Genomic DNA, 23,899 nt, shown 5'->3' with positions numbered 1-23,899 from the left:
ACGTCGCCGCTTGAGTGTACGCGGCGATCTTTGCCACGGTGTTCCTCGTCCAGCAACTCTCCTACCACTTGAACCGCAATCCGACTTGCCCCCCGAACATGTTGCTCTCTGCCCCGTCGATATCGAAGGAATAGCTGAGGTCGCCGAAGGCCGACACGTTCTCGCTGATCTCGTAGGCGCCGCCGAGGTTGACCTCGAGCCACGTGCCTTCCGTCTGGGTGACCAGCGGGAACGTATTGAACGTCACCGTCTGGTCCGCCGAGAATCCATGCCAGAGGTTAAGTCCGAGATGGCCATACGCGGGTCCCGAACTGTACTGCACGCGAGCGCCGATCCGTCCGGTGAAGGAATCGAAGGCCTCGTTTGATATCTTCGAGAACCGGTCGCTGGTGTCGTCGAAGTCGATGCGTTGCCAGATGATCTGCGCCTGCGGTTCGATCGTCCAGCCTTCGGCGATCGCGAACGGCAGACCTGTTTCCGCCGACATCGCAAAGCTGGTCCCATCGACGTCGGACTCGATGCCGCGGTTCGACCGGCTTGTTCCGTTGAGCCAGCCGTATTTGGCGATCACGTCGACGTACCAGCCTTCCGGCGAGAGGTGTGTCCAATAGGCTGCCACACTGTCTTCGGAGAGGTCCAGCGTCCCCGCGGATAGATTGATCTGACCGAAGATGTTGCCGCTGATGTCTCCGTCCGTGTTTGCATGGGTGTAGAACAGGCCGAAGCGTTCCGTGTGACCATTGTCGTGTTCGATCTCGTAGAGATCGCTTCCGACTTGGATGCCCCAGTAGTTGCCGTCGAACTGTGGCCCGACATCGTAGCCCGCAATGCTGAGGGTGGCATTGGTGCCAAGATCGCTGTTGGCTCCGAAGACGCGCCCCCAGACGCCGGGCGGTGGTCCGTCGCCGTCGCCCTCCGACGCATCTCCCTGTGCACCTGGCCCCGAATAGACCAAAGCACCGACACCCGTCAGGAACGATTGGTCGCCGCGACGCTGGTGGAACGTCCCCATCGTCATGAGGCCCATGCGCTGCGCGACCAGCGGCGCGATCACCTGGCCTGGTACCTCCGGCCGAATGTTTGGAATCGGCGGTGGGGGAGGCGATGGCGGAGGCGGTGGTGGTGGCGGCAGTGGGGGAGGTGGAGGAGGAGGTGGTGGTGGTGGAGGTGGAGGAGGAGGTGGTGGTGGTGGTGGTGGAGGAGGAGGAGGAGGTGGAGAGATCGTATTCCGTAGGAACCAGTCGTTGTCGGTGTCAGTCGCCTGGCTGACGCCACCGCGATAGAGGAAGTATTCGAAGGGACCGGCGGCGACCGGGCCTCCGAGTGCGAAGGCGCCTGTCGTTGTCGTACCGCCGTTGATGGCGTCGACGACCTGGATGCCGTTCGCGTTCGTCAGCGCGCCTTGGCCATCGACGTTGGTGACGAGGATGCTGGTCGAGCCACTCGCCTGCCCGGTGTCGATGATCAGTTTGTCGGAAGGGGAGTTGTCCGTGTCGAGATACGTGTGAAGGAAGAGCTGGCCGCTCTGGCCGATATAGTTGCCCTTGATCCTCAATGTGTCATGCAGTGATGTGCCGGCGCCCGGTGCATCGTTGGTGAGGTCAATGATACCTGCGTTGTTCACGGTCACCAATTGCGAATTGTTGGCCGGTACGATGGCGTAGCCAAAGGAATTTCCCGCCTCGATCTTGCTGGTGGCGTCGATCGAGATCGTGCCAGTGCCAGTCGTCGAATCGCCGAGTGTCAGGACGCTCGTGGTATAGATGAACACGAACTCAGACTGATTGGTGAGATTGATGGTTTCCCAGTTGATCAAGCTCGATGGGGCGTCGCCTCCCTGGCCGCCGTCGTCATTGGAAGTGTGATCCCAGATCAGGGTGTCAGTCCCCTGGCCGCCGTCGATGAGCTTCCCCGCCGTCAGGTTTGCCTGCGTCAGATTAGTGAATCGTGCGGTGTCGTTTCCGCTTCCCATCTGGACGGTAGCGGCGATGTTGCCAACGAGCCAAGTGAAATTGTCGTCGCCCGCGCCCATGTCCACCTGTGTCTGGACGGTCCCCCCGAGCAGCTCTAGGGTATCGTTGCCGTCACCGAGGCTAATGGAGCCCTGGAAAGAGCCACGGTTGATCACCGTGTCGACAGAACTCCCTGTACTCGTCACCCCATTTGAGACCGAGCCTTCGGCGAAGTTGAAAATGAAGTTGGTTCCAACACCACCGAGGTTGATATTCCCATCGATATGCCCGCGGTTGTTGAGCGTGAAACTGTCGTTGTCCGTGGCCACCACGCTGTTGGTGAATCTTCCGCCGTTGTTGTTAACGACGCTGGTTCCGGGCCCGGTGACCACTACGTTACTGGTTAGGCTCGCCGTATTGTCTGCATTGATGGTTACAGACCGACCGGTCGTAGTTGGGCCAGGAGTTGAACCTGAGCAGTCGATAACACCGGGTGTATTCTCGACGCAGGCCGCTTCCGCTCGTGTGCCACTCAGGCCGAGAAGGGCGATTGAAGCAACGGATGACTGGAGAAGGAGAAGGCGTACGGATGCGCGACGCGACGCGCTAGGCCGAGCCGGTGGATAATTTGGGATCCGTGAAGGAAGTTGCACGTCAGCTAGATGCTCGCCGATCGGATGAACGCAAAACTGTGTGTACCCCGGATCAATCATCGATTACCCCCAGTAGCCAGCCCAAAGGCAAGTGTCGGTTGAGTTTTTCAAGCTGTCAATTGATTAGGTCAGGCTGAAGCATTGCAATTCGGAGCCCATGTGGTTCTTCGGCAGCAGAGGGATTGTCTTGAAAAATATGATAATTTCACAAATGGGCAATCGCCACCGAAGGATCCGGCGGTTGATGCGCTCGGGTCGCCCACTGTGAGAAGCACCACCTAAGGGCGATTTTATTTGCAAGACCTGCGGGAAGCCAGCCCAACTTCCCGCACCCTTGGGAGGGACCTATGACGCTCAGATGAGCAGAAGCTTTTTGAGGACCGAGAAGACCTCCTTGTAGGGCAGCTTGGTCGCGCCCGCGATTGCAAACGGCAGGAGCGCTGCGGCGGCGACCGGCAGCAACGTGCTGCGGTTGACGAGCATCGACGACAGCTTGCGCGTTTGCTCGTACTGTTTCGTAAGATCGGCAGGCTCGATTGCCTGTTCCGCTTCGTCGGCATCTGGTGCAACAACGTTCGCGCCGATCGACTTGCGCTCCGCAGCCCTCTGCTGGGTCGTCGCTCGCGCCGATAGGGTCAAAAGCGTCTTGTCCTTCAGTTGAGTGAGCGGTTTCGAGAAGGCGGAGAGCGGATAGGCGAAAAACGCGAGGACGACCAAAAGCCAGGCGGCCATGATAGTCGTGAGCGTCGTGGCTGACAGATCGGCCTGCATCTGGTGCTTAGCGACCGCAGCCGCCATGCCGCAGCTGATACCGAAGACGAAGAGAACATAGGCGTTCGGATATTCCCCGAGGAAGGCAAGTCCGCCTTTGCCGTCCGGATGGGTCGACACCAGCCTCAGGTCGAGGCGCGCGATGCTTCGTAGCAGTTCAGCCCAGACAAGGTGTCGCCAGATGCCGCGGACCAAGAGGAAGATGAAGAGCGGTATGCTGACGACCACGCACCACCAGCCCGCTATTGTCAGGTGATGAGCATCACCTGTCACCGTCGTTGCCCAACTTGTCGATGGGAGCTGCTTGAATGTGGCAAAGGCAAGAACTGCGGAGACGGCTGCGAGAGCGAGGCACACGAGTTCCGCAAGCACCGAATCGCGTCGACCGAGCGCCGTGTTCAATGCAACTAGTGCAGCGCCCTCGGAGGTCGGTGTGATCAGGGGGGCGCGGAGGAATTGTCCAAGCTTGCGCCGCAATCCCGCTTCGACAGCCTGCTCGGCGGCCAAAAACGCGGCAATGCCAACAAAGAACCGCGCCCAGGGACCGGGGTCGGTAAGATAGGCCTTCAGCGTCGGCGTCTCCGAAGCCAGGGTGGGTAGGGTCAGAAGGAGCGGAACGGCCCAGGCGATGGCGACGAACACAAGGATTCGACGACCGGTATGGAGGTTTCTCTCATGAACGAGTTTGAGCCGCCGCTGAAGTTCGAAGAACGGGCCGCCATGTGACGCGAGGAATTGCAGTCGATCCTGCGGTTGATCGAGCTTGCCGGCAGTTGGCGGTGCAGCCTTCATCTCCGCCATCTTCAGTCCTCGGTGACCGACCAGCGGTCGCCGGGATTGAACTGCTTCATGGCGCGCGCGATCTTGTCTGTGTCCGCTCCGAGATCGGCCTGATAGACGATGCCGTTGCGGTTGACGACGAAGGTATTGACGCCCGTCTCGCCATACTTGACCGGCCACGCCACCAGGGCAAAGCCCGCGATCATGTTGCCGTTGATGACGTAGTCGTAGGGACCGCCGGCGATATTGCCGCCCTGGCGAGTCAGGACCTTGTAGCGGTAACCGAAGTATCCATTGTCTTTCGACTTCTCGAACTGGACATAGTCAAGATAGGGCGCAGCCGGACTTTCACCCAAGCCTTCGCTTTCGGGCCAATAAAGACCATCGGCCCGACCGGGACTGCTTACAAGCTTCTGAGCATATTCCAGCACGCCGTCGCCGTCATGGTCGGCGCTGGCGTATTGCTGCTGAGCGTCGACATAGCCGCGGACCGTTTCAATCGTTTGGATTTCGTTCTCACCGATGCGGCGATTGATAATCTCCTCGATACCGACGACGGGGTCGAAGGCATACTTGCCGTTCTCTACCTTCACGATCGGGAAGGGGAATGGCCACATGATCTCGCCGACATCGATGATGTTCTGGCCATTTTTCTCTTCGAGCGCGATGCGTTTTCCGATGCCGTCCTTGATGGCCGCAAGCGTTTCCGAAACGCCGTCGGTGGCTTTCAGGTGGGCCGCGTCGACGCCCAAAGCGGACGCCAGCTTGTCGAGGTCTGAGGCATTGACCGCGTCCTTGAACGCTGTCATCGCAGCTTCGGCGCTATCGTACTCGGTTGGCAGCTGCTTCGAGACGAGATCAACAAGATCCTTCTCGGCAGCCGACGTGCCGGCAGCCGACAGCAGAACCGACAAGACCGCGGAGGCAATCAAACGAAATCCAATGCGATGGCTATGAGCACTCATGGCAATAACTCCGTTTGGTTCAACTAGCGACGACGTCCACCGTGGGGGACGCGGGCATGACCACCGCCACCACGACCGCCAGCACCACTGAAGTGGGCCCCGCCGCCTCTGCCGCCGCCGCTGAAGTGAGCGCCGCCTCCGCCGCCACGGTGTGCGGCGAATTCCGGGCGGCTGGCATGGTGCCCGCCGCCCATCGCGCGGCCACCACGTTGCGAGTGAAGGTTGGCGGCGCTACGGGATCGAATTTCGCCAAGGCCCGAAGGACCATTGGGACGAATGTCGCGCTTGCCGGCCATCGCGTGATGTCCGATGTCGCGGTTTACGCGGTCTCCGATCTCACCGCGGCGTTCGCCAGGGCGGTTGTCGATGCGATCGCGGAGTTCTCCCTCACCGCCGGCACCAGGGCGGTTGGCAACGCGATCACGTAAATCTGAACCTCCGCCCGGTCTGTTGGCGACACGGTCGCGCAGTTCGCCACCGCCGCCAGCGATCTTGTTGGCTCTGATGTCCTTGATGGCAGACGGCGTCACTCTCGCATGGTTGGCATTTGCGGCTCGTGCCTTGACGGATTTGGCCTTCGTGCGGATGTCGTTGTTGCCGCCCGCTTCCAGCCTGTTGCGAATGTTCGTTTTGTCGATGTTGGCGAACTGGTTGTGATCGAACTTGATTTTGCTGCGATCGACATTCTTCCAGTCGACGTCGTTGAAGTTGACCTTGCCGTTCCGATCGAACCTGTTGAAGCAGTGGTCGCAATCGATATCGATGTCGTTGCCGTCGAAGCGACCGCCCCAGACGCCCCATCTGTCCCAATCGACCACGGCTCCAAACACCGCGCCCGTCACGAAGCCGGCGAAGTAGGTGGCGGTCGGGTAGTAGTAGTTCGGATAGGGATCGGGATAGTAGCCGATCGGCGCGGGAGCGTATCCTTCTTCGTAGAGCATCTGCGGCTCATACTGCGGGACGTATATCTTTTCCGGATTGGCGGCCTGGATCACGACGTTGTCGTTCTGCTGAACGACCTTCACCTTGTCGTCGGTCTTGATCATGCCATCCGCGACCGCCTTGTCGCGAAGCGTCTGAATGGCGATCAGCAGGTCTTTTTGCTGGTCGGCGACTGCATCGCCGAGCTGCTGCGTCCAGTCGAGGTCGTCACCCATCATTTTGACGATATCGGGGTAGTTGAGCAGGGAGACGACGCTGCCGTCCCAATCGTCCTTGGGCTTTAGTGTCGAGTTGACTTTGACCTGATCAAGAAACCGGGACGCTTCGACAATCTGAAGCGGATAGAGCGAGGCCGAGGTTACCAGTGCGATGAGTTCGTCGGGATAGAGCGCGATACGTGCGACAAGGACCTGCATTTCCGCGTCGCTCAGTTCGGTCGAGGCCGCGCTCTCGGTCGTTGCGGATCTTTGCGTGGCAGCCGCTTGGTCTTGGGCGTGGACCAGCCCGGCGCCGAAGCCGATGACAGTTGCCGCCGCGAGAAAGATCGCTGAGCGTCTTGCGTAGGCGTTAAAGAAGCGAAATCCCATTGACACGTCTCCAGGAGTTGCCGGCCTGGCTCACCGCATACGCAAGTCGTCGGGCAAACCATCTAACTTCAGGGAGGCAGCCGAACAGAATTCGAGCAGTTGCGAAAGTACTTTACGGTAAACTTGAACGTAACAAAGAAGGATCGAGCAACGTTCAGGCTTAGGCCCGGCAACGCGATCTACTGAATTGGCACGGGAGGCGGGCGCGCTTCGCCAAGTCCTTGCCTGGTCCACTCGTACATACGGACGTCCGTTCGGAAACTGCCAAGGCGAGCCGTGGCCAGATCGAGGATGTCGATCACGACGGCGTCCAGACCAAAGTAAGAAGGAGAACAAGGAAACGCACGGGTCGTCCCTTGATCCCGAACTGATATCCGAGGGTCGCCGTGCTCAGCACCATGACCCCGATGAGCCAGAAAATCTGGGCGGGCAGGCGGGTATCAAGCGCAAGCCGCTCGGAGGTCCCGGTATCAAAAGTCTCGTTGACAGCGCTCATCAGGGCTGCCGTAACGGCGTCCGGGCGTTGGCGAACGATAACAGTGACCTGGCTCCAGATTTCCTGCGCGGAGGTTTGCTGGTTCGCCTTCTCGATCGACTGCTGATCGCGCCCCGCACGAACGAAGCCTTTGATTGATGCCCGCATTCGACGCAACGAGGCGCAAAAATCGCCGCTTGGGCTCGCATTTACCACTATTCGATTATTTAGCTCTGTCGTGTGTGTACAGGAAGAACGCGACACTCAAACTCGCAGAGTGCGTGGAGAAGAATCTTTCAACGTTGCATTCCATGTCGCGTGGATTCGCCGACAGCTGCCTTCATCCGTTGGAAATCAACGGGAATGGCGGCAACAGGAATGGAACATGGCCGCCACGGTGACGACCCGCCGATTGCGTTCACCAGCGTGCAGCTGGTGGGCGCACGTCAACACATTGATTATAAAAGATTAAAATGGTGCCGCTTACGTGACTCGAACACGTGACCCCATCATTACGAATGATGTGCTCTACCGACTGAGCTAAAGCGGCAACCCGTGCGGGCGAACCATGCGGCCCCGCGATTTGCATGGGGCTGATACAGGCATTGTTTGAAGATTTCAAGCGCCCCGTCATCTCTTCGGTAAAAAAGAACGGCGCTGTGGAAATCTGTGGTCGACCGTTATAACGACAGGCGTGCACGGGCAGCCGTATATTCGCTCTCGAGCCGGTCGACGAGCTTGCCGACCGGTTCGATGGCCTTGATGGCGCCGATGCCCTGGCCGCTGCCCCAGATATCCTTCCAGGCCTTGGCGCCGCCGACGGCCTGTTCGAAATCCATCTTGGAGGGATCGGCGGCCGGGAGATTGTCGGGATCGAGGCCGACGGATCTGACCGAGGGCTTGAGGTAGTTGCCGTGAACGCCCGTGAAGTAGTTGGAATAGACGATGTCGTTCGCCATGCCGTCGACGATTGCCTGCTTGTAGGCCTCGGAGGCGCGAGCCTCCTCGGTCGCGATGAAGGGCGTGCCGATGTAGGCCATGTCGGCCCCCATGGCCTGCGCCGCGAGGATGGCGCCGCCATTGGCGATGGCGCCGGCAAGCAGCAGCGGCCCATCGAACCATTCGCGGATCTCCTGAACGAGGGCAAAGGGCGAAAGTGTCCCGGCATGACCGCCGGCACCGGCTGCGACGGCAATCAGCCCGTCGGCGCCCTTGCGGATGGCCGAGTTGGCATGGCGATTGTTGATGACATCGTGGAGTACGATGCCGCCATAGGAATGCACGGCGGCATTGACTTCCGGCACCGCGCCAAGCGACGAGATGACCACAGGCACCTTGTATTTGACGCAGAGCCTGAGGTCATGCTCCAGCCGCTTGTTCGACATGTGGACGATCTGGTTGACGGCAAACGGGGCAGCCGGCCGATCAGGGTTTGCCGCGTTGTGGGCAGCGAGATCCTCGGTGATCATCGCCAACCATTCGTCGAGCTGGCTCTCCGGCCGTGCGTTCAGCGCGGGAAAGGCGCCAACGACCCCAGCCTTGCACTGCGCCAGCGTCAGCGCCGGGTGCGAAATGATGAAGAGCGGCGAGGCGACAACCGGCAATCTGAGATTCTGGGTGAGGATCGGAGGCAGGGCCATAAGACACCGTAAGAATTGACGTTTACGAAAACGTCAATGTGATAGCAGAGACTTTCGGTGAGGAAAAGCTCGCTCTATCGATTCCATAAATATCGGCTATTCTTGCAAGACGATAAGGCAGCATGCGGCAACCCTGCGTTTTCCCCGGCCGATCCGACCCGGTAGCGGGGTGAGGCTTGCGATTTGCCCTGGTAGCAGCTACCGCTTTTACGAAGTGTTAAGGACAAAGCCCAGTCTCAGAGTAAAGGACCGGACGTGAGCGGATTAGAAACGGCTATCAGAACGGCGCTCAACAATGCCGATCGCGACAATCCCGAAGTCCGTGCAAAGATTTATCAATCCGCACGTCAGGCGCTCGAATCCGGTCTCCGCAAACAGGACATCACCGACGCGGAAGCGGTGACCCATCATCGCCATAGACTCGAAACCACGATCCATACGATCGAGGCTGAAGAGCGCGAGCGTCTGCATCCGCGTCAGGGGCCGCCTGAAATTCCTGTGCCACCCGAGGTGGAAATGCCGAAGCCCGTGGCCCATGCCGCAGAGGACGAGGCGGCAAACGTCTCGATCGGCGGCGAGACCCGCGAGCATTCTGTCACGGACCCACGCTTCGACGACGAATCCAGCCTCGCCGGCGTGCATGCGGGCAGCGGCGATCACCTCGGCGCTGCGCCGACTGCCGAGGCGCCGGCGACGGTGGAGCAAAAACCGGCTCGGATGGACTTTCGGCCGGAGCGTGCGGCGGTTCGGCGCAAGCCGCGTAAGTTCTTCTCCAGGCTGCTCGTCGCTTGCGTTCTTCTCGCCTTCATCGGCATGGGCGCATGGTGGGTCTATTCATCGGGCCTGCTGATGACCGCCGCAGAACGAGATACGGGCGTTGCCAATCCGCCGGCGACCACGCAACCGGAAGACTTTGACGGCACCGATAACGCTGCTGCGGGCGATAATGCGGCTCCCGTCACAATCGACCCGCAAAACTCGTTCTCGGCAGATTGGATCGAGGTTTTCAAGCCGTCCGATGCGGACAAGATCAAGACCGGCCCGCAATCCCAGACGCAGAACGTCGCTGAAAACGATGGCCCGGCAGTACGCCTGACCTCGCAAACCAATGGCAACGACGGCAATGTCAGTGTCAGCGTGCCGGCGGATGTGCTGCAGCAATTGGCCGGCAAGTCCTCGACGATTGCAATCACGTTGCAATCGACGTCTGACGAACCGACGCAGATTACCGTGGAGTGCAATTTCCAGTCGCTCGGCGACTGCGCCCGCCACCGCTTTTCCGTCGGTCGCCAGAAATCGGATGTGCTTCTACAGGTCCGCTTCGATCGATCATTGGCGCCGAACTCTGCCGGCAGCCTGACGATCAACACCGACGTCGACGGCAAGGCGCGCGGCATCAATCTTTACGCCGTGCGGATCCTGCCGGGACAATAAGCTATTTCAGGAAGCCGGGACCCGAGCCGATGATCTTGTCGTCGAGCTTGCCGATGGCGTCCTTGTCCTTGCCGTCGTAGTCCATCCTCTTCAGCATGTGACGGATCAGGTTTAGCCGCGCGCGACGCTTGTCGTTGGCGTGTATGACCGTCCAGGGCGCTGCGTCCGTATGCGTCTCCTTCAGCATACGGTCCCGCTTATCGCTATAGTCGCCCCATTTCGTCAGCGCCGCTATATCCATCGAAGAGAGCTTCCATACCTTGAGCGGATCGTGCCGCCGGTCATGGAACCGCTTCAGCTGCATCTCGCGGCCGATATCGAGGTAGAACTTGAAGAAGAAGATGCCTTCGTGGGCGATGCCGTTCTCGAGCTGAGGCGTTTGCTTCAGGAAGTCTTCATATTGCTTTGGAGTGCAGAAGCCCATGACCGGCTCGACCCCGGCCCGGTTATACCAGGACCGATCGAACAGCACGAACTCGCCGGCGGTGGGAAACTGCGTGATGTAGCGTTGAAAATACCATTGCCCTGCCTCGCGTTCAGTGGGCTTGGTCAGGGCAACCACCCGGGCGAGGCGCGGATTCATATGGGCTGACGAGGCCGAAATCGCCCCACCTTTGCCCGCCGCATCGCGTCCCTCGAAAAGCGCCATGACGCGGTTGCCGGTCGCCTGCAGCCAGAACTGCACCTTGACGAGTTCAATCTGCAGTTTCTGCAGCTCCTCGAGGTATTCCTCTTCCTTGAGTTTCTTGTTGTAGGGGAAGTCGCCCGATTGCAGGGCTGCTTCGTCGACCCAGTCCGGCAACACGGGATCGTCGACATCGAAGACGCGCTTCTTTCCGCGGATGTCCAGTTCGACGGCTCTGCTTTCGACATCATCGGCCATGACTTCTCTCCCGCTGTAACCTTCGCTGAGACAGGCGATCATATTTTCTTTTGAAAATCAAATGTCTTGCAGATCGCGGAAATTCCTGTGTGTTCCTGTTACAGCCCTTCCACTGCTGGCTGCGGTCGAAAACTTCTGTCATGATTCACGGCTATCACGCAGAGGTTTGAAGGCAATAGTACGAGTCGGGATCGCGAGGGGCAGTGGAAGACAAAGTACCGTGGACAAGAAGCTTGATCGCACGCGTTCGGCAGGAACGCCCGGTTCTGCTGGTGGCGCTGCTGATTGCACTGATCGCTCTTGCCGCGGGCGTGAACAAGTGGGTCGTCCTCGGGCTTTTGCTATTGATGGTCATCACCGCCGTGTGGCACGCGGTTCCGGTCATCCGAGAGGCGCCGCTTGAGCCTGCACCTGAGATTATCGAAACACCGCCCAGCAGATTGGTTGAAGTAACGGCGACGTTGGCCGCGCTCGACATGCCCGTCATGGTGCTTTCAAACGATGCCTCGGTGCTTTACCAAAATCGCGCTGCGGAAAAGGCGTTTGGCGAGGTCACCATTGGTGCCCACATTTCCGCGCGCCTGCGCTCGCCGGGCGTCCTCGACATTATCGCCGAAACGATTGCGACCAATGCGCCGAACCAGATCGAGCACTCCGAGCGCCTGCCGTCCGAGCGCGTTTACATCGTCCGCAGCGCACCCGTGGAGTTGGATCGACAGCAGCCGACGGATGAGCGCTTCTTCTTGGTCTCGTTTCGCGATATTTCCGAAGTCCGGCGCATCGACCGCATGCGTTCCGACTTCGTCGCCAACGCCAGCCATGAGTTGCGGACGCCGCTGGCGTCCCTGCGAGGTTTCATCGAGACCATCCAGGGACCAGCAAAGAACGACGCGAAGGCGCAGGAGCGCTTTCTGGGTATCATGCTGGATCAGGCCACCCGTATGAGCCGCCTGGTCGACGACCTGCTTTCCCTTTCTCGGCTGGAACTCAAGTCGCATATCGCCCCGGATCAGAAGGTCGACCTCGTCCCCCTTCTCGGCCACGTCAGGGACTCGCTGGTGCCGCTTGCAAATGACGTCGGTGTGGAGATCGCTCTGCATCTGCCGCAAGGCAAGGCAGAGGTGCTCGGCGACCGCGACGAGTTGGTTCAGGTATTTGAAAACCTGATGGAAAATGCCTGCAAATATGGGCAGGAGGGGAAGACCGTCGATGTCTTCTTGAAGAATGGCTCGGGCGAACCTGTCGAGGTCACCGTGGTCGACAGGGGGCCGGGCATTCCTGCCGAACACGTGCCCCGTCTGACCGAGCGATTCTATCGCGTGAGCATCGAGGATAGCCGTTCGAAGAAGGGCACGGGGCTGGGCCTTGCCATCGTCAAACACATCCTGACCCGGCACCGCGCCCGGCTGATCGTCAAGTCGGAAGTCGGGAAGGGGACGAGCTTCACCGTGCGGTTTTGACATAAAACTGCAGCGACCTCGACCATCGTCTATTCTTTGTATTGTAAATTCAAATACATAAGCTGTCACAAATGTTTCGTCAAAATGACATAAAAGCTCTAGTCATCAGGGGCTAAAGAGAGCGTGCCGCTGATGAGACGGCACCGCCAAAGGCCACTGAAGGCCGCACTCAGACCGCATTATGCCCGGGAGATTGTTATGAACGCTTTTAAACTTACGGTCGCTGCACTTGCCGCTTCCGCCGCTTTTGCTGGCGCGGCTGTTGCTCGCGACCAGGTTCAGGTAGCCGGTTCCTCCACCGTCCTGCCTTACGCCAAGATCGTTGCCGAAACTTTCGGCGAAACCTTCACGGACTTCAAGACGCCGGTCGTTGAATCCGGCGGCACGGGCGCAGGCCTCAAGGAATTCTGCAAGGGCGTTGGCCCGGATAGCATCGACGTTGCTAACGCTTCGCGTCCGATCAACGCCAAGGAACTGGACGCCTGCAAGGCAGCTGGCGTAACCGACATCCAGGAAGTCAAGATCGGTTATGACGGCATCGTCTTCGCAACCGACTCGTCCAACCCCGACGTTGCTTACGTTCCGGCCGACATCTACAAGGCTCTGGCCGCTCAGGTCGTCGTTGACGGCAAGCTCGTCGACAACCCGTACAAGAAGTGGTCGGAAGTCAACCCGGCTCTTCCCGCTGTTGATATCGCTGCCTACATCCCGGGCGAAAAGCACGGCACCCGCGAAGTCTTCGAACAGAACGTTCTCGCTGCTGGCTGCAAGGCTTCCGGCGCTCTCGACGTCATCAAGGCTGCGATCTCCGACGCTGCTGCCCAGACCAAGGCTTGCGTTGCAGTTCGTAAGGACGGCGCTGCCGTCGACATCGACGGCGACTATCCGGAAACGCTGGCGCGCATCGCTGCCAACAAGACCGGCGTTGGCGTCTTCGGCCTTTCCTTCTATGAAAACAACGCCGACAAGCTGAAGGTTGCGACCGTCAACGGTATCGTTCCGTCGACCGAAACCATCTCCAACGGTACCTACCCGGTTTCCCGTCCGCTGTTCTTCTACGTCAAGAAGGCACACCTCGGCGTCATCCCGGGCCTGAAGGAATACGTCAACTTCTTCGTTTCCGAGCAGATGATCGGCCCTGACAGCCCGCTCGTCGAGTACGGCCTCGTTGCCGCTCCGGACGCTGAGCGCGACGCCATCCGCAAGAGCGTTGAAGACGGCAAGACCATGTAATGACCTTTGCCGGCGCGATCACCAGATCGCGCCGGCATTGCCTTGCTCCGTCGCTGGGACGAGGTTTGAACTTCTCCAAGTTTGAGAGCCGGATCGGTCTGCCTGCCGCTTCCGCTTTTGGAGTCAAAGGGCCTGGGGACCTAAACGAATGGGTACATCCATCATTCTCTTGTGCCTCGTGGTACTTGGCGCCGTTGCATATCTTGCAGCGCGCAGCCGTGCTACGGCACTTGCCGGGGGCAAGTCCTCCGCACTGCATTCGCGACCGGGTTACTATGGCGTCTATGCCGCAATCTGGGCGGTGTTGCCTGCACTGATCTTGCTGTGCGCCTGGCTGGCGATCAGCCCTTCAATCATTGAATCTTCCGTCCGTGGCGCCTTCCCGGATGACGTAAAGGCCCAACCGGCCGCACAGCAGAACCTGAACTACGGCATGGTCAGCGCCATCGCGCGGGGCTTGCCGCTGCTCACTGCTGACGAGGTTGCCGGTGCTGCCGACGATCCGGCCGGCCTCCAGGCAAAGCTTGCCGCAAAGGGCGTTCCGCTCGCCGGTCCGCCTCAGCCCTACATGATCGAGGCGGCGCAGAAGCTGAATGCAGAATCCGGCTCCAGCCGCCTCGTGATGACGGCGCTGGTTCTCGTCCTTGCCGTCGCTGGCGCATTCTATGCGCTTCGCGAAGTCGCTCCGCGGTTCCGCGCACGAAACCGCGTCGAGCGCGTCATGCTCTGGGGCCTACTCCTGGCATCGTCGATCGCCATCCTGACGACGATCGGTATCGTTCTGTCGATGCTGACGGAAGCGGCCCACTTCTTCGCTGCCGTTCCCGCTGCAGACTTCTTCTTCGGGACGGTATGGGATCCGCGCTTCGCCGGTGCCGGCAGCTCGTCCTTCGGGCAATTCGGCTTGATCCCGCTGTTGCTCGGTACGCTCTATATCGGCTTCGTTGCAATGCTGGTGGCGGTACCAGTCGGTCTCTTCGCGGCGATCTACATGGCTGAGTACGCGGCTCCCAGGGTCCGCTCGATCGCAAAGCCGCTGCTCGAAGTTCTGGCCGGTATTCCGACGATCGTCTACGGCTTCTTCGCCCTCGTCACCGTCGGTCCGTTCCTGCGCGATTTGTCTTCGCAGGTGAGCGGCCTCCTTTCCGGCAACTACACGAACTTCATTCAGGCGCAGAGCGTTCTGACTGCGGGTATCGTCATGGGCATCATGCTGATCCCGTACGTTTCGTCGCTGTCGGACGATATCATCACCGCGGTGCCGCGTGCGCTTCGTGACGGTTCGCTCGGTCTGGGTGCGACGCGCTCGGAAACGATCAAGAAGGTCGTGCTTCCCGCAGCGCTTCCCGGCATCGTCGGCGCACTCCTGATGACGGCCTCGCGTGCGATCGGTGAAACCATGATCGTCGTACTGGCAGCAGGCGTTGCTGCCCGCATCCAGATCAATCCTTTCGAGCCTATGACGACAGTGACGGTCAAGATCGTCAATCAGCTGACAGGCGACCTTGAATTTACCTCGCCGCAGACGCTGGTTGCCTTCGCCCTCGGCATCACGCTGTTCTTCATCACGCTTTGCCTCAACATCTACGCGCTCTACATCGTGCGCAAATACCGGGAGCAGTACGAATGACGGATATTGTTTCTCCGGTTCAAGGCGTTGTCGTCTCGAAGGCGCCTGAACGTCGCGACATCGGCCTGAAGCGCCGCTATGCCGCCGAACGTCGGTTCCGGGCCTATGGGATTGCCGCAATCTCCTTTGGCTTGATCTTCCTGGCAATCCTGCTGACGAGCGTTATCAGCAAAGGCTATACGGCCTTTCAGCAGACGGCGATCACGCTGCCGATCGAGTTCAGCGAGAAAACGATCGACCCAAACAACAAGCGAGCGACCGATCCCTCGGTTCTGGTTGCTGCGAACTACGCGCCTCTCATCCGCGACGCGATGATCAAGGCGCTCAACCTCAATCCGTCGAGCCGTCCGGACCTTCGTGACGCAGCCGCGATGATCTCGAAGGGTGCGCCGATCCAGCTGCGCGACATGGTCGTTGCCGATCCGTCGCTGATCGGCAAGACGGTCAGTGTCACGCTGCTTGCGGACGCCAATATCGACTCCGCCAACAAGGGTCAGATCGACCTCAACGTGGACGAAAAGAACCGCAAGGTGAACGACAAGCAGGTCGGCTGGATGAACCAGCTTGCCGCCGATGGCACCCTGCACAAGAAGTTCAACACCGGTCTCTTCGTCAACGGCAACTCCAGCCGTCCGGAGGCTGCGGGACTCGGCGTTGCGCTGATCGGTTCGCTCTACCTGATGTTGATCGTGCTCGCCCTCTCACTGCCGATCGGTGTCGCAGCTTCGATCTATCTCGAAGAGTTTGCGCCGAAGAACAAGCTGACCGACCTGATCGAGGTCAACATCAACAATCTCGCGGCTGTTCCCTCGATCGTCTACGGCCTGCTCGGTCTTGCCGTCTTCATCAACTTCGCAGGCCTGCCGCGTTCCGCGTCGCTGGTCGGCGGTCTGGTGCTGTCGCTGATGACCCTGCCGACGATCATCATCGCGACGCGCGCAGCGCTCCGCGCCGTGCCGCCGTCAATCCGCGCGGCTGCCCTTGGTCTCGGTGCCTCGAAGATGCAAATGGTGTTCCACCACGTCCTGCCGCTCGCGATGCCAGGCATCCTGACCGGCACGATCATTGGCCTGGCACATGCACTCGGCGAGACGGCTCCGCTGCTCTTGATCGGGATGGTCGCCTTCGTCGCCAACGCACCGGCAACGCCGATGGAGCCTTCGACAGCCCTGCCGGTCCAGGTCTACATGTGGGCCAACGAAGCCGAGCGTGCCTTCGTCGAGCGCACATCGGGTGCCATCATCGTCCTGCTCCTGTTCCTGGTCGTCATGAACTTCGGAGCCATTCTCTTGCGTCGTCGCTTTGAGCGCCGCTGGTAAACGGAGTAGACATTATGAACATGTTGACGGAAGCAGCAGTTGAGAAGGCGCTGGATCAGAAGATGAATACCGTTCCCTATAAGATGATCGGCCAGGACGTCTCGGTTTACTACGGCGAAAAGCGTGCGCTTTTCGATGTGAAGCTGAACATTCGCGAAAACACGGTGACAGCATTGATCGGCCCGTCCGGTTGCGGCAAGTCCACCTTCCTGCGCAGCCTGAACCGCATGAACGACACGATCGATGGTTGCCGCGTTACCGGCAAGATCACGCTCGATGGTGACGATATCTACGATCCGGATATCGATGTCGTGGAGCTCCGCGCTCGCGTCGGCATGGTGTTCCAGAAGCCGAACCCGTTCCCGAAGACGATCTATGAGAACGTCGCCTACGGCCCGCGCATCCATGGTCTTGCCAAGTCGAAGGCCGACATGGACCAGATCGTCGAGGTCAGCCTGCAGCGCGCCGGTCTGTGGAACGAGGTGAAAGATCGCGTTCATGAAGCCGGCACCGGCCTTTCCGGTGGTCAGCAGCAGCGTCTCTGCATCGCCCGCGCCGTTGCCGTCAGCCCGGAAGTGATCCTGATGGACGAGCCATGCTCGGCTCTCGATCCGATCGCCACGGCAAAGGTCGAGGAATTGATCCACGAGCTTCGCGAAAACTACACGATCGTCATCGTGACGCACTCGATGCAGCAGGCCGCCCGCGTTTCGCAGCGCACGGCCATGTTCCACCTCGGCAATCTCGTCGAGGAGAACGACACCGACAAGATGTTCACCAACCCGGACGACCCGCGCACCCAGGACTACATCATGGGTCGCTTCGGTTGATCGCCGACGACGGTAACACTCACGACATTCAAGGATGATCCCTATGGCATCGACACATATCTTTTCTGCGTATGACGATGATTTGAAGTTTCTGACGCGCCGTATCTCGGAAATGGGCGGTCTGGCCGAGCAGATGGTTTCGGATGCGGTTCGCGCCCTTGTCAACGGCGACACGGCCCTGGCCCAGAAGGTCATCTCCGACGACGTGATCCTCGATCACGCCGAACGCGAGGTTGGTGACAAGGCGATCGTTACCATCGCCCGTCGCCAGCCCATGGCCGCCGACCTTCGCGAGATCATGGGTTCGATCCGCATCGCCGCTGACCTTGAGCGCGTCGGCGATCTTGGCAAGAACACCGCCAAGCGCGTTATCGCCGTGCAGAGCGCCGGCGTCCCGCGCAAGCTTGCCCGCGGCCTTGAGCACCTCTCCGAACTGGCGCTCGTGCAGCTCAAGGAAGTCCTCGATGTCTATACGAGCCGCGCTGCCGACAAGGCAAAGTCGATCCGTGAGCGCGACGAGGAAATCGACGCGATGTACACCTCGCTGTTCCGCGAGATGCTCACCTACATGATGGAAGATCCGCGCAACATCACCAGCTGCACACATCTTCTGTTCTGCGCCAAGAACATCGAGCGTATCGGCGACCACGCCACCAACATTGCCGAGACAATCTACTACATGGCCACCGGTGCTCAGCCGGAAGGCGAACGTCCGAAGGACGATACCGCCAACACCGTCGGCGCTGTCACCGAATAATCCTTCCGCGACCGCGCCCCCAGGAGACCGAAACGAATGATTCCAAAAGTAGCAGTCGTTGAAGACGAGGAAGCACTGAGCGTGCTTCTCCGTTATAACCTTGAGGCTGAAGGTTTCGAGGTCGATACCATCCTGCGCGGCGACGAGGCCGAGATCCGGTTGCAGGAACGGACCCCGGACATCCTGATCCTCGATTGGATGCTGCCTGGCGTATCCGGCATCGAACTCTGCCGCCGCCTGCGTATGCGGCCGGAGACCGAGCGCCTGCCGATCATCATGCTGACGGCCCGCGGCGAGGAAAGCGAACGCGTTCGCGGCCTCTCCACCGGTGCCGACGATTACGTCGTCAAGCCGTTTTCGACGCCGGAGCTCGTTGCTCGCGTCAAGGCGATGCTTCGCCGCGCCAAACCGGAAGTGCTCTCCACGCTCCTGAAGTGCGGCGATATCGAGCTCGACCGCGAGACGCATCGCGTTCATCGCAAGAGCCGCGAAGTTCGCCTTGGTCCGACCGAGTTCCGGCTCCTCGAATTCCTCATGGCGTCCCCTGGCCGCGTCTTCTCGCGCTCGCAATTGCTCGATGGCGTCTGGGGTCATGACATCTATGTCGACGAACGCACCGTCGACGTCCATGTTGGTCGTCTGCGCAAGGCGCTGAACTTCTCCAACATGCAGGACGTCATCCGCACCGTTCGCGGCGCCGGATATTCAATGGAAGCCTAGGCTTTCCCCGGAAAGCCTGCGCGACTTTCATAAAATTTCACAAATGAAAAACGGGCCCGCGAGGGCCCGTTTTCTTTGGTCCTTATCCGGCTTCCGGGTCAAGCGACCCGGTTGGCGGCCTTACGGCGCTCGTTTACCGGCTGATAGGCCATGCGTTGATGGTACGTGCAATATGGGGAGTTGTCCGGGGACTCGCAGCCGCAGAAGTGGAAGTCGTCCTTCAGCGGATCGCCGACCGGCCACTTGCAGGTGCGTTCGGTCAGCTCCGTCAGGCCCAGGCGACGCGAAATCGGAACGACCACGTTTGCGGCCGGACGATAACGGACTTCCTCGATCGCATCGATCTCGATTTCTTCCTTGAGCATCGTCGCGCCCTGCTGGCGAGTGACGGTGCGCGTGGCGACGCGAGATGCATAGTTCGGAGCGCGCGGCGCGGATGTCGTGCGCTTGGGTGTCCGGACGGTCGTCGTCGAGCCTCCGGCCTTGGCACGGCCGGGCAAACTCAAACGGTGGACTTTGCCGATGACGGCATTACGGCTTACACCGCCAAGTTGTGCTGCAATCTGGCTGGCGCTCAGGCCTTCGGACCAAAGCTTCTTCAGTTTTTCAACGCGCTCGTCTGTCCAGTTCATGCCCCTGTCTCCGCCTTATTAGCGTTGGTGTAGGCAGAATCCTTCACCGTTGCCCCGGACGTATCCGAGGCAAGAAACGCTTGCTCGATTTTGGTGACTAGTTCCGCCGCATGCAGTCTAGTAATTGAGTTTTAACCTAGTGTGAGGCTGACTCCGTGACAAGAGTCGGTTGAATCCCGGCGAATCGAATTTGGAGTTTTCCCCAACTTGCTGGACGGCAGAGTCATTTCTGCAACATTAGTTGTTGATAGGTCGGACGCCTCGGGATGGCAGCTTGACGCATGCAGCAAAAGCTCAGTTTTGTTGACATTGCAGTGCGAAAAGTAAATAGTGCTGCTCGCCGCCGAAAGGCGGCATTTTTAATTTTCAGGCCCGCCTTCCTTAGCCGGAGTCCGGCCGCTGATGATCAATGACAGGAGATCGCGCTATGGCTGAAGCCGCGCTTTACGATACCTACTCTCGTGCCCCCTTGCGGTTCGAGCGAGGCGAGGGCGTGTGGCTGATCAGCGAAACGGGCGAGCGATATCTTGACTTCGGTGCGGGCGTGGCCGTCACCTCCGTTGGCCATGGTCATCCGCATGTCGTCGGCGCCCTGAAGGAGCAGGCCGACAAGGTTTGGCACCTTTCCAACATTTATGAGATTCCGGGCCAGGAAACGCTCGCGAAGCGTCTGACCGATGCGACGTTCGCCGATAAGGTATTCTTCACGAACTCCGGCGCGGAAGCTTTGGAATGCGCGATCAAGACTGCGCGTCGCTATCAGTATTCCAAGGGCCACCCCGAGCGGTTCCATATCATCACCTTTGAAGGCGCCTTTCATGGACGAACGCTGGCGACCATCGCCGCTGGCGGCCAGGAGAAATATCTCGAAGGCTTCGGTCCCAAGGCGCCCGGTTTCGATCAGGTTCCCTTCGGCGATCTCGACGCCGTTCGTGCCGCCATCACGAGCGAAACAGCCGCGATCCTTATCGAGCCCATTCAGGGGGAAGGCGGCGTCCGGCCGGCGACCAACGAGTTCCTGAAGGCGCTCCGCGCAATCTGTGACGAGAACGGCCTCCTGCTAATCTACGACGAAGTGCAAACGGGTGTAGGACGTACCGGCAAGCTCTTTGCGCACGAGTGGTCTGGCGCCACGCCTGATATCATGGCGGTCGCCAAGGGCATTGGCGGCGGCTTCCCGCTCGGAGCCTGCCTCGCGACGGCAGAAGCCGCATCTGGGATGAAGGCCGGCACGCACGGCTCCACCTATGGCGGCAACCCGCTGGCTATGGCTGTCGGAAGTGCCGTGCTCGACGTGGTTCTCGCGGACGGCTTCCTGCAGCAGGTGCGCGACGTCTCGCTGGTCTTCCGCCAGGGGCTGGCCTCGCTCAAGGATCGCTATCCTGATATTATCGAGGATATCAGGGGCGAGGGACTGCTGCTCGGCGTCAAGGCCGCCGTACCATCCTCGGAACTGCTGCAGGCGATCCGTGACGCTCATCTGCTCGGCGTTCCCGCTGGCGACAACGTCATTCGTCTTCTGCCCCCTCTGGTCGTCACGGCTGACGAAGCCCGCGAGGGCCTTGCCCGCCTTGAACGCGCCGCTGAAAGCCTGCGCGCTTCGAAGGCAAAGAAGACGGCTTGAATGGATAAAGCCTGCCGAAAGGCGGGCGTGATAGGTAAAGACGATGGCATCCCCCAAACACTTTCTCGATCTCTCCGCCGTCGCGGCATCTGACCTGCGGCTCATCATGAACGACGCGATGTCCCGCAAGGTGGCCTTCAAAGCCGGCCAGGGTGACAAGCCGCTCGCCGGCAAGATGCTGGCGATGATCTTCGAGAAGCCCTCGACCCGCACCCGCGTGTCTTTCGATGTTGGCATGCGCCAGCTTGGCGGAGAGACGCTGTTCCTGTCGGGTACCGAAATGCAGCTCGGCCGCGCCGAGACGATCGGCGATACGGCGAAGGTGCTGTCGCGCTATGTCGATGCGATCATGATCCGGACGACCGATCACGGTCGCATGCTGGAGCTTGCCGAACACGCGACTGTTCCGGTTATCAACGCGCTGACCGACGACACGCATCCCTGCCAGATCATGGCCGACATCATGACCTTCGAGGAGCATCGCGGCCCCATCAAAGGCAAGACGATCGCCTGGACCGGTGACGGCAACAACGTGCTGCATTCGTTGGTCGAGGGGGCTGCCCGTTTCGGCTATCGAATGAATATGGCGGTGCCCCTTGGTTCCGAGCCGAAGGATCACTATTTGAACTGGGCCCGCAATGAGGGCGCCGAAATCATGCTTTGCCATGATGCCGACCGTGCGGTCGCCGGCGTCGATTGCGTGGTGACCGATACCTGGGTCTCCATGAATCAGGAACATCGGGCCCGGGGTCACAACGTCTTCCAGCCTTATCAGGTCAATTCGGCTTTGATGGCACAGGCCGGCAAGGATGCATTGTTCATGCATTGCCTGCCTGCCCATCGTGGCGAGGAAGTCACGGACGAGGTGATCGACGGCCCGCAATCCGTGGTCTTCGATGAAGCGGAAAACCGTCTTCATGCGCAGAAGTCGATTCTTGCTTGGTGCCTGGGCGCGATCTGAACCATACTGGCGCCACGTTTGGCCGGAAGGCCCGGTGGCCGCGCGAGCGGATGGACACTCTTGTCCGCCCGCTCTCAGACTAGGAGAAGACCATGGCAGAACCTGCAGCCGCCCTCGGCGAATTCAATTTCGCCGGTGATGATCATGTCGTTCCTTTTCAGGTCGAGGGCCTGGATGTGCGCGGCCGCGCCGTCCAGCTCGGCCCGATGCTCGACGCGATCCTCGAGCGCCATCGCTATCCTGCGCCCGTCGCGAGGCTTCTCGCCGAAGTCGTCGTGTTGACGGTGCTGCTCGGCACGTCGCTGAAATTCGAAGGTAAATTCACGGTCCAGACCAAGGGCGACGGCCCGGTGGACTTGCTCGTTTGCGACTTCTCGACACCTGAGAACGTGCGTGCCTATGCACGCTTCGACCAAGGCCTCCTCGATAAGGCGATTGCCGCCGGCCAGATCGAGCCGGAGCAGCTGCTCGGCAAGGGCATGCTGGCCTTTACCATCGACCAGGGCAAGTTCAGCCAGCCCTATCAGGGCATCGTTGCGCTGGATGGTACAACGCTCGAGGAGATTGCCGGCACCTATTTCCGCCAGTCGGAGCAGATCCCGACGCAGGTGCGTCTGGCTGCGGCCGAACTCTTCGATCGCGACGAAGCCGGCAAGCCGCGTCATCGCTGGCGGGCAGGGGGGCTCGTTGCCCAGTTCCTGCCGGAAGCACCGGAGCGCATGCGCCAGCCGGACCTGCATGGGGGCGACGGCGACACGGCTGGCAGCACCCACAAGGAAGACGATGCCTGGATGGAAGCGCGCTCGCTCGTCGATACGATCGATGCCGACGAGTTGACCGATCCGCAGGTCGGCACCGAGCGGCTGCTTTACCGGCTGTTCCACGAGCGAGGCGTTCGCGTCTACGAACCGAGAGAGGTTTTCGATCGGTGCAGTTGTTCGCGTGAGAAGATCAAAGGTGTGCTGAAGGGGTTCTCGAGCGAAGAAATCGATGCCAGTCAGGAAGACGGCAAGATCTCTGTCACCTGCGAATTCTGCTCCACCACCTATCGCTTCGAGGTGGAAGAGGTGGCGCAAGCTGCCGAGTGATCAGTTCAGGACCCTGAGAAGTCCTGGCGAATCCAGGGAGAAGGCGGGTATTTCGACATTGAAAAGCTCGCCTTCGTCGGTTTCCATCTGGTAGTGGCCGAACATCAGTCCTGATGGCGTATCCAGTGGGCAGCCCGAGGAATATTCATACGTATCGCCCGGAGAAAGGCGCGGCTGCTCGCCGACTACGCCGGCGCCCGTGACCTCATCGACGATACCGTTCTGATCGGTGATGTTCCAATAGCGGTTCACCAGTCGCACGGTTTTGTCGGAATTGTTGCTGATGACGATCCGGTAGCCCCAGACATAGCGATCGTCCTCCGGATCGGATTGCTCCTCCAGATAAAAGGGTTCGACGACGACTTCAATGTCTCGTGTAAGGGCGCGGTACATACCTACACCATAGTCAACATACGTTACCGGTATCTTATACAGCGACCAATCCGTCAATAAACCGATAGTCGATCACGTCCGAAATGCCTGTAATGGCAAGAAGTTTCGCGTATTAAGTCCGATTTTCGGCAGTCTTGCTTGCGACAAAGGGCGTATGGCTGTCGGCCGGA

General features: G+C 60.0%; 20 protein-coding genes and 1 tRNA gene. 11 read left to right on the top strand and 10 right to left on the bottom strand.

The window, feature by feature from the left end:
• Positions 1-61: 61 nt before the first annotated feature.
• From FHT97_RS05400 to FHT97_RS05370, 7 genes are all read right to left on the bottom strand, one after another.
• Complete coding sequence (locus FHT97_RS05400) at positions 62-2,284, bottom strand: autotransporter outer membrane beta-barrel domain-containing protein (RefSeq protein WP_183860403.1); 2,223 nt, start codon at positions 2,282-2,284, stop codon at positions 62-64.
• A 675-nt stretch (positions 2,285-2,959) separates the two neighbouring features.
• Positions 2,960-4,177 (bottom strand): hypothetical protein, encoded by a 1,218-nt coding sequence (locus tag FHT97_RS05395; RefSeq protein WP_183860401.1) that lies wholly within the window; start codon positions 4,175-4,177, stop codon positions 2,960-2,962.
• 2 nt (positions 4,178-4,179) lie between these two features.
• Positions 4,180-5,121, bottom strand: a complete 942-nt coding sequence (locus FHT97_RS05390; RefSeq protein WP_183860399.1) for a DUF2950 family protein — start codon at positions 5,119-5,121, stop codon at positions 4,180-4,182.
• A gap of 23 nt (positions 5,122-5,144) precedes the next feature.
• Positions 5,145-6,650 carry a DUF3300 domain-containing protein gene (locus FHT97_RS05385; protein ID WP_183860398.1) on the bottom strand — a complete coding sequence of 502 codons (1,506 nt, stop codon included), beginning with the start codon at positions 6,648-6,650 and terminating at the stop codon, positions 5,145-5,147.
• 298 nt (positions 6,651-6,948) lie between these two features.
• On the bottom strand, positions 6,949-7,293 hold the full coding sequence (locus tag FHT97_RS05380) for a hypothetical protein (protein ID WP_183860396.1): 345 nt from the start codon (positions 7,291-7,293) through the stop codon (positions 6,949-6,951).
• 306 nt (positions 7,294-7,599) lie between these two features.
• Positions 7,600-7,675 (bottom strand) — tRNA-Thr (locus tag FHT97_RS05375).
• Positions 7,676-7,805: 130 nt separating this feature from the next.
• Positions 7,806-8,765 (bottom strand): nitronate monooxygenase family protein, encoded by a 960-nt coding sequence (locus tag FHT97_RS05370; protein ID WP_183753054.1) that lies wholly within the window; start codon positions 8,763-8,765, stop codon positions 7,806-7,808.
• Positions 8,766-9,020: 255 nt separating this feature from the next.
• Between FHT97_RS05370 and FHT97_RS05365 the strand changes: the two genes are divergently transcribed.
• Positions 9,021-10,199, top strand: a complete 1,179-nt coding sequence (locus FHT97_RS05365) for a hypothetical protein (protein WP_183860394.1) — start codon at positions 9,021-9,023, stop codon at positions 10,197-10,199.
• A 1-nt stretch (position 10,200) separates the two neighbouring features.
• On the opposite strand, the gene ppk2 is transcribed toward FHT97_RS05365, so the two are convergent.
• The gene (gene ppk2, locus FHT97_RS05360) at positions 10,201-11,082 is read right to left on the bottom strand and encodes a polyphosphate kinase 2 (protein ID WP_183860392.1); all 882 of its coding nucleotides are present in this window, start codon (positions 11,080-11,082) and stop codon (positions 10,201-10,203) included.
• Between the two features lie 236 nt (positions 11,083-11,318).
• Between ppk2 and phoR the strand changes: the two genes are divergently transcribed.
• From phoR to phoB, 7 genes are all read left to right on the top strand, one after another.
• A complete protein-coding gene (gene phoR, locus FHT97_RS05355; protein WP_183860762.1) occupies positions 11,319-12,542 on the top strand; it encodes a phosphate regulon sensor histidine kinase PhoR in 1,224 nt (407 codons plus the stop codon).
• Positions 12,543-12,740: 198 nt separating this feature from the next.
• Positions 12,741-13,775, top strand: coding sequence for a substrate-binding domain-containing protein (locus FHT97_RS05350; RefSeq protein WP_016552611.1), 1,035 nt, complete (start codon positions 12,741-12,743; stop codon positions 13,773-13,775).
• Positions 13,776-13,923: 148 nt separating this feature from the next.
• A complete protein-coding gene (gene pstC, locus FHT97_RS05345) occupies positions 13,924-15,405 on the top strand; it encodes a phosphate ABC transporter permease subunit PstC (protein WP_183860391.1) in 1,482 nt (493 codons plus the stop codon).
• Positions 15,402-16,724, top strand: a complete 1,323-nt coding sequence (pstA, locus tag FHT97_RS05340) for a phosphate ABC transporter permease PstA (RefSeq protein ID WP_183753046.1) — start codon at positions 15,402-15,404, stop codon at positions 16,722-16,724. The genes pstC and pstA overlap by 4 nt, the downstream gene beginning before the upstream one ends.
• Positions 16,725-16,738: 14 nt before the next feature.
• Positions 16,739-17,554, top strand: coding sequence for a phosphate ABC transporter ATP-binding protein PstB (pstB, locus tag FHT97_RS05335; RefSeq protein WP_016552614.1), 816 nt, complete (start codon positions 16,739-16,741; stop codon positions 17,552-17,554).
• A gap of 43 nt (positions 17,555-17,597) precedes the next feature.
• A complete protein-coding gene (gene phoU / locus FHT97_RS05330) occupies positions 17,598-18,311 on the top strand; it encodes a phosphate signaling complex protein PhoU (protein WP_016552615.1) in 714 nt (237 codons plus the stop codon).
• Between the two features lie 36 nt (positions 18,312-18,347).
• The gene (gene phoB, locus FHT97_RS05325; protein ID WP_016552616.1) at positions 18,348-19,031 is read left to right on the top strand and encodes a phosphate regulon transcriptional regulator PhoB; all 684 of its coding nucleotides are present in this window, start codon (positions 18,348-18,350) and stop codon (positions 19,029-19,031) included.
• Between the two features lie 98 nt (positions 19,032-19,129).
• Here phoB and FHT97_RS05320 read toward each other — a convergent pair whose 3' ends face one another.
• Positions 19,130-19,663 (bottom strand): GcrA family cell cycle regulator, encoded by a 534-nt coding sequence (locus tag FHT97_RS05320; RefSeq protein WP_183860389.1) that lies wholly within the window; start codon positions 19,661-19,663, stop codon positions 19,130-19,132.
• A gap of 427 nt (positions 19,664-20,090) precedes the next feature.
• On the opposite strand from FHT97_RS05320, the gene FHT97_RS05315 reads away from it, so the two are divergent.
• From FHT97_RS05315 to FHT97_RS05305, 3 genes are all read left to right on the top strand, one after another.
• Complete coding sequence (locus FHT97_RS05315; RefSeq protein WP_183860387.1) at positions 20,091-21,287, top strand: aspartate aminotransferase family protein; 1,197 nt, start codon at positions 20,091-20,093, stop codon at positions 21,285-21,287.
• Between the two features lie 43 nt (positions 21,288-21,330).
• Entirely contained in the window at positions 21,331-22,248 is a 918-nt protein-coding gene (gene argF / locus FHT97_RS05310; RefSeq protein WP_183860385.1) for an ornithine carbamoyltransferase, read from the top strand.
• A gap of 92 nt (positions 22,249-22,340) precedes the next feature.
• On the top strand, positions 22,341-23,336 hold the full coding sequence (locus tag FHT97_RS05305; RefSeq protein ID WP_183860383.1) for an Hsp33 family molecular chaperone: 996 nt from the start codon (positions 22,341-22,343) through the stop codon (positions 23,334-23,336).
• On the opposite strand, the gene apaG is transcribed toward FHT97_RS05305, so the two are convergent.
• The gene (gene apaG, locus FHT97_RS05300; RefSeq protein WP_016552621.1) at positions 23,337-23,729 is read right to left on the bottom strand and encodes a Co2+/Mg2+ efflux protein ApaG; all 393 of its coding nucleotides are present in this window, start codon (positions 23,727-23,729) and stop codon (positions 23,337-23,339) included.
• Positions 23,730-23,899 lie beyond the last annotated feature (170 nt).

The sequence above is a fragment of the Rhizobium sp. BK399 genome (assembly GCF_014194695.1).
Classification (GTDB): Bacteria; Pseudomonadota; Alphaproteobacteria; order Rhizobiales; family Rhizobiaceae; genus Rhizobium.
Note: the sequence above shows the minus strand (reverse complement) of the source record. Positions and strands in the feature narration are given on the sequence as shown.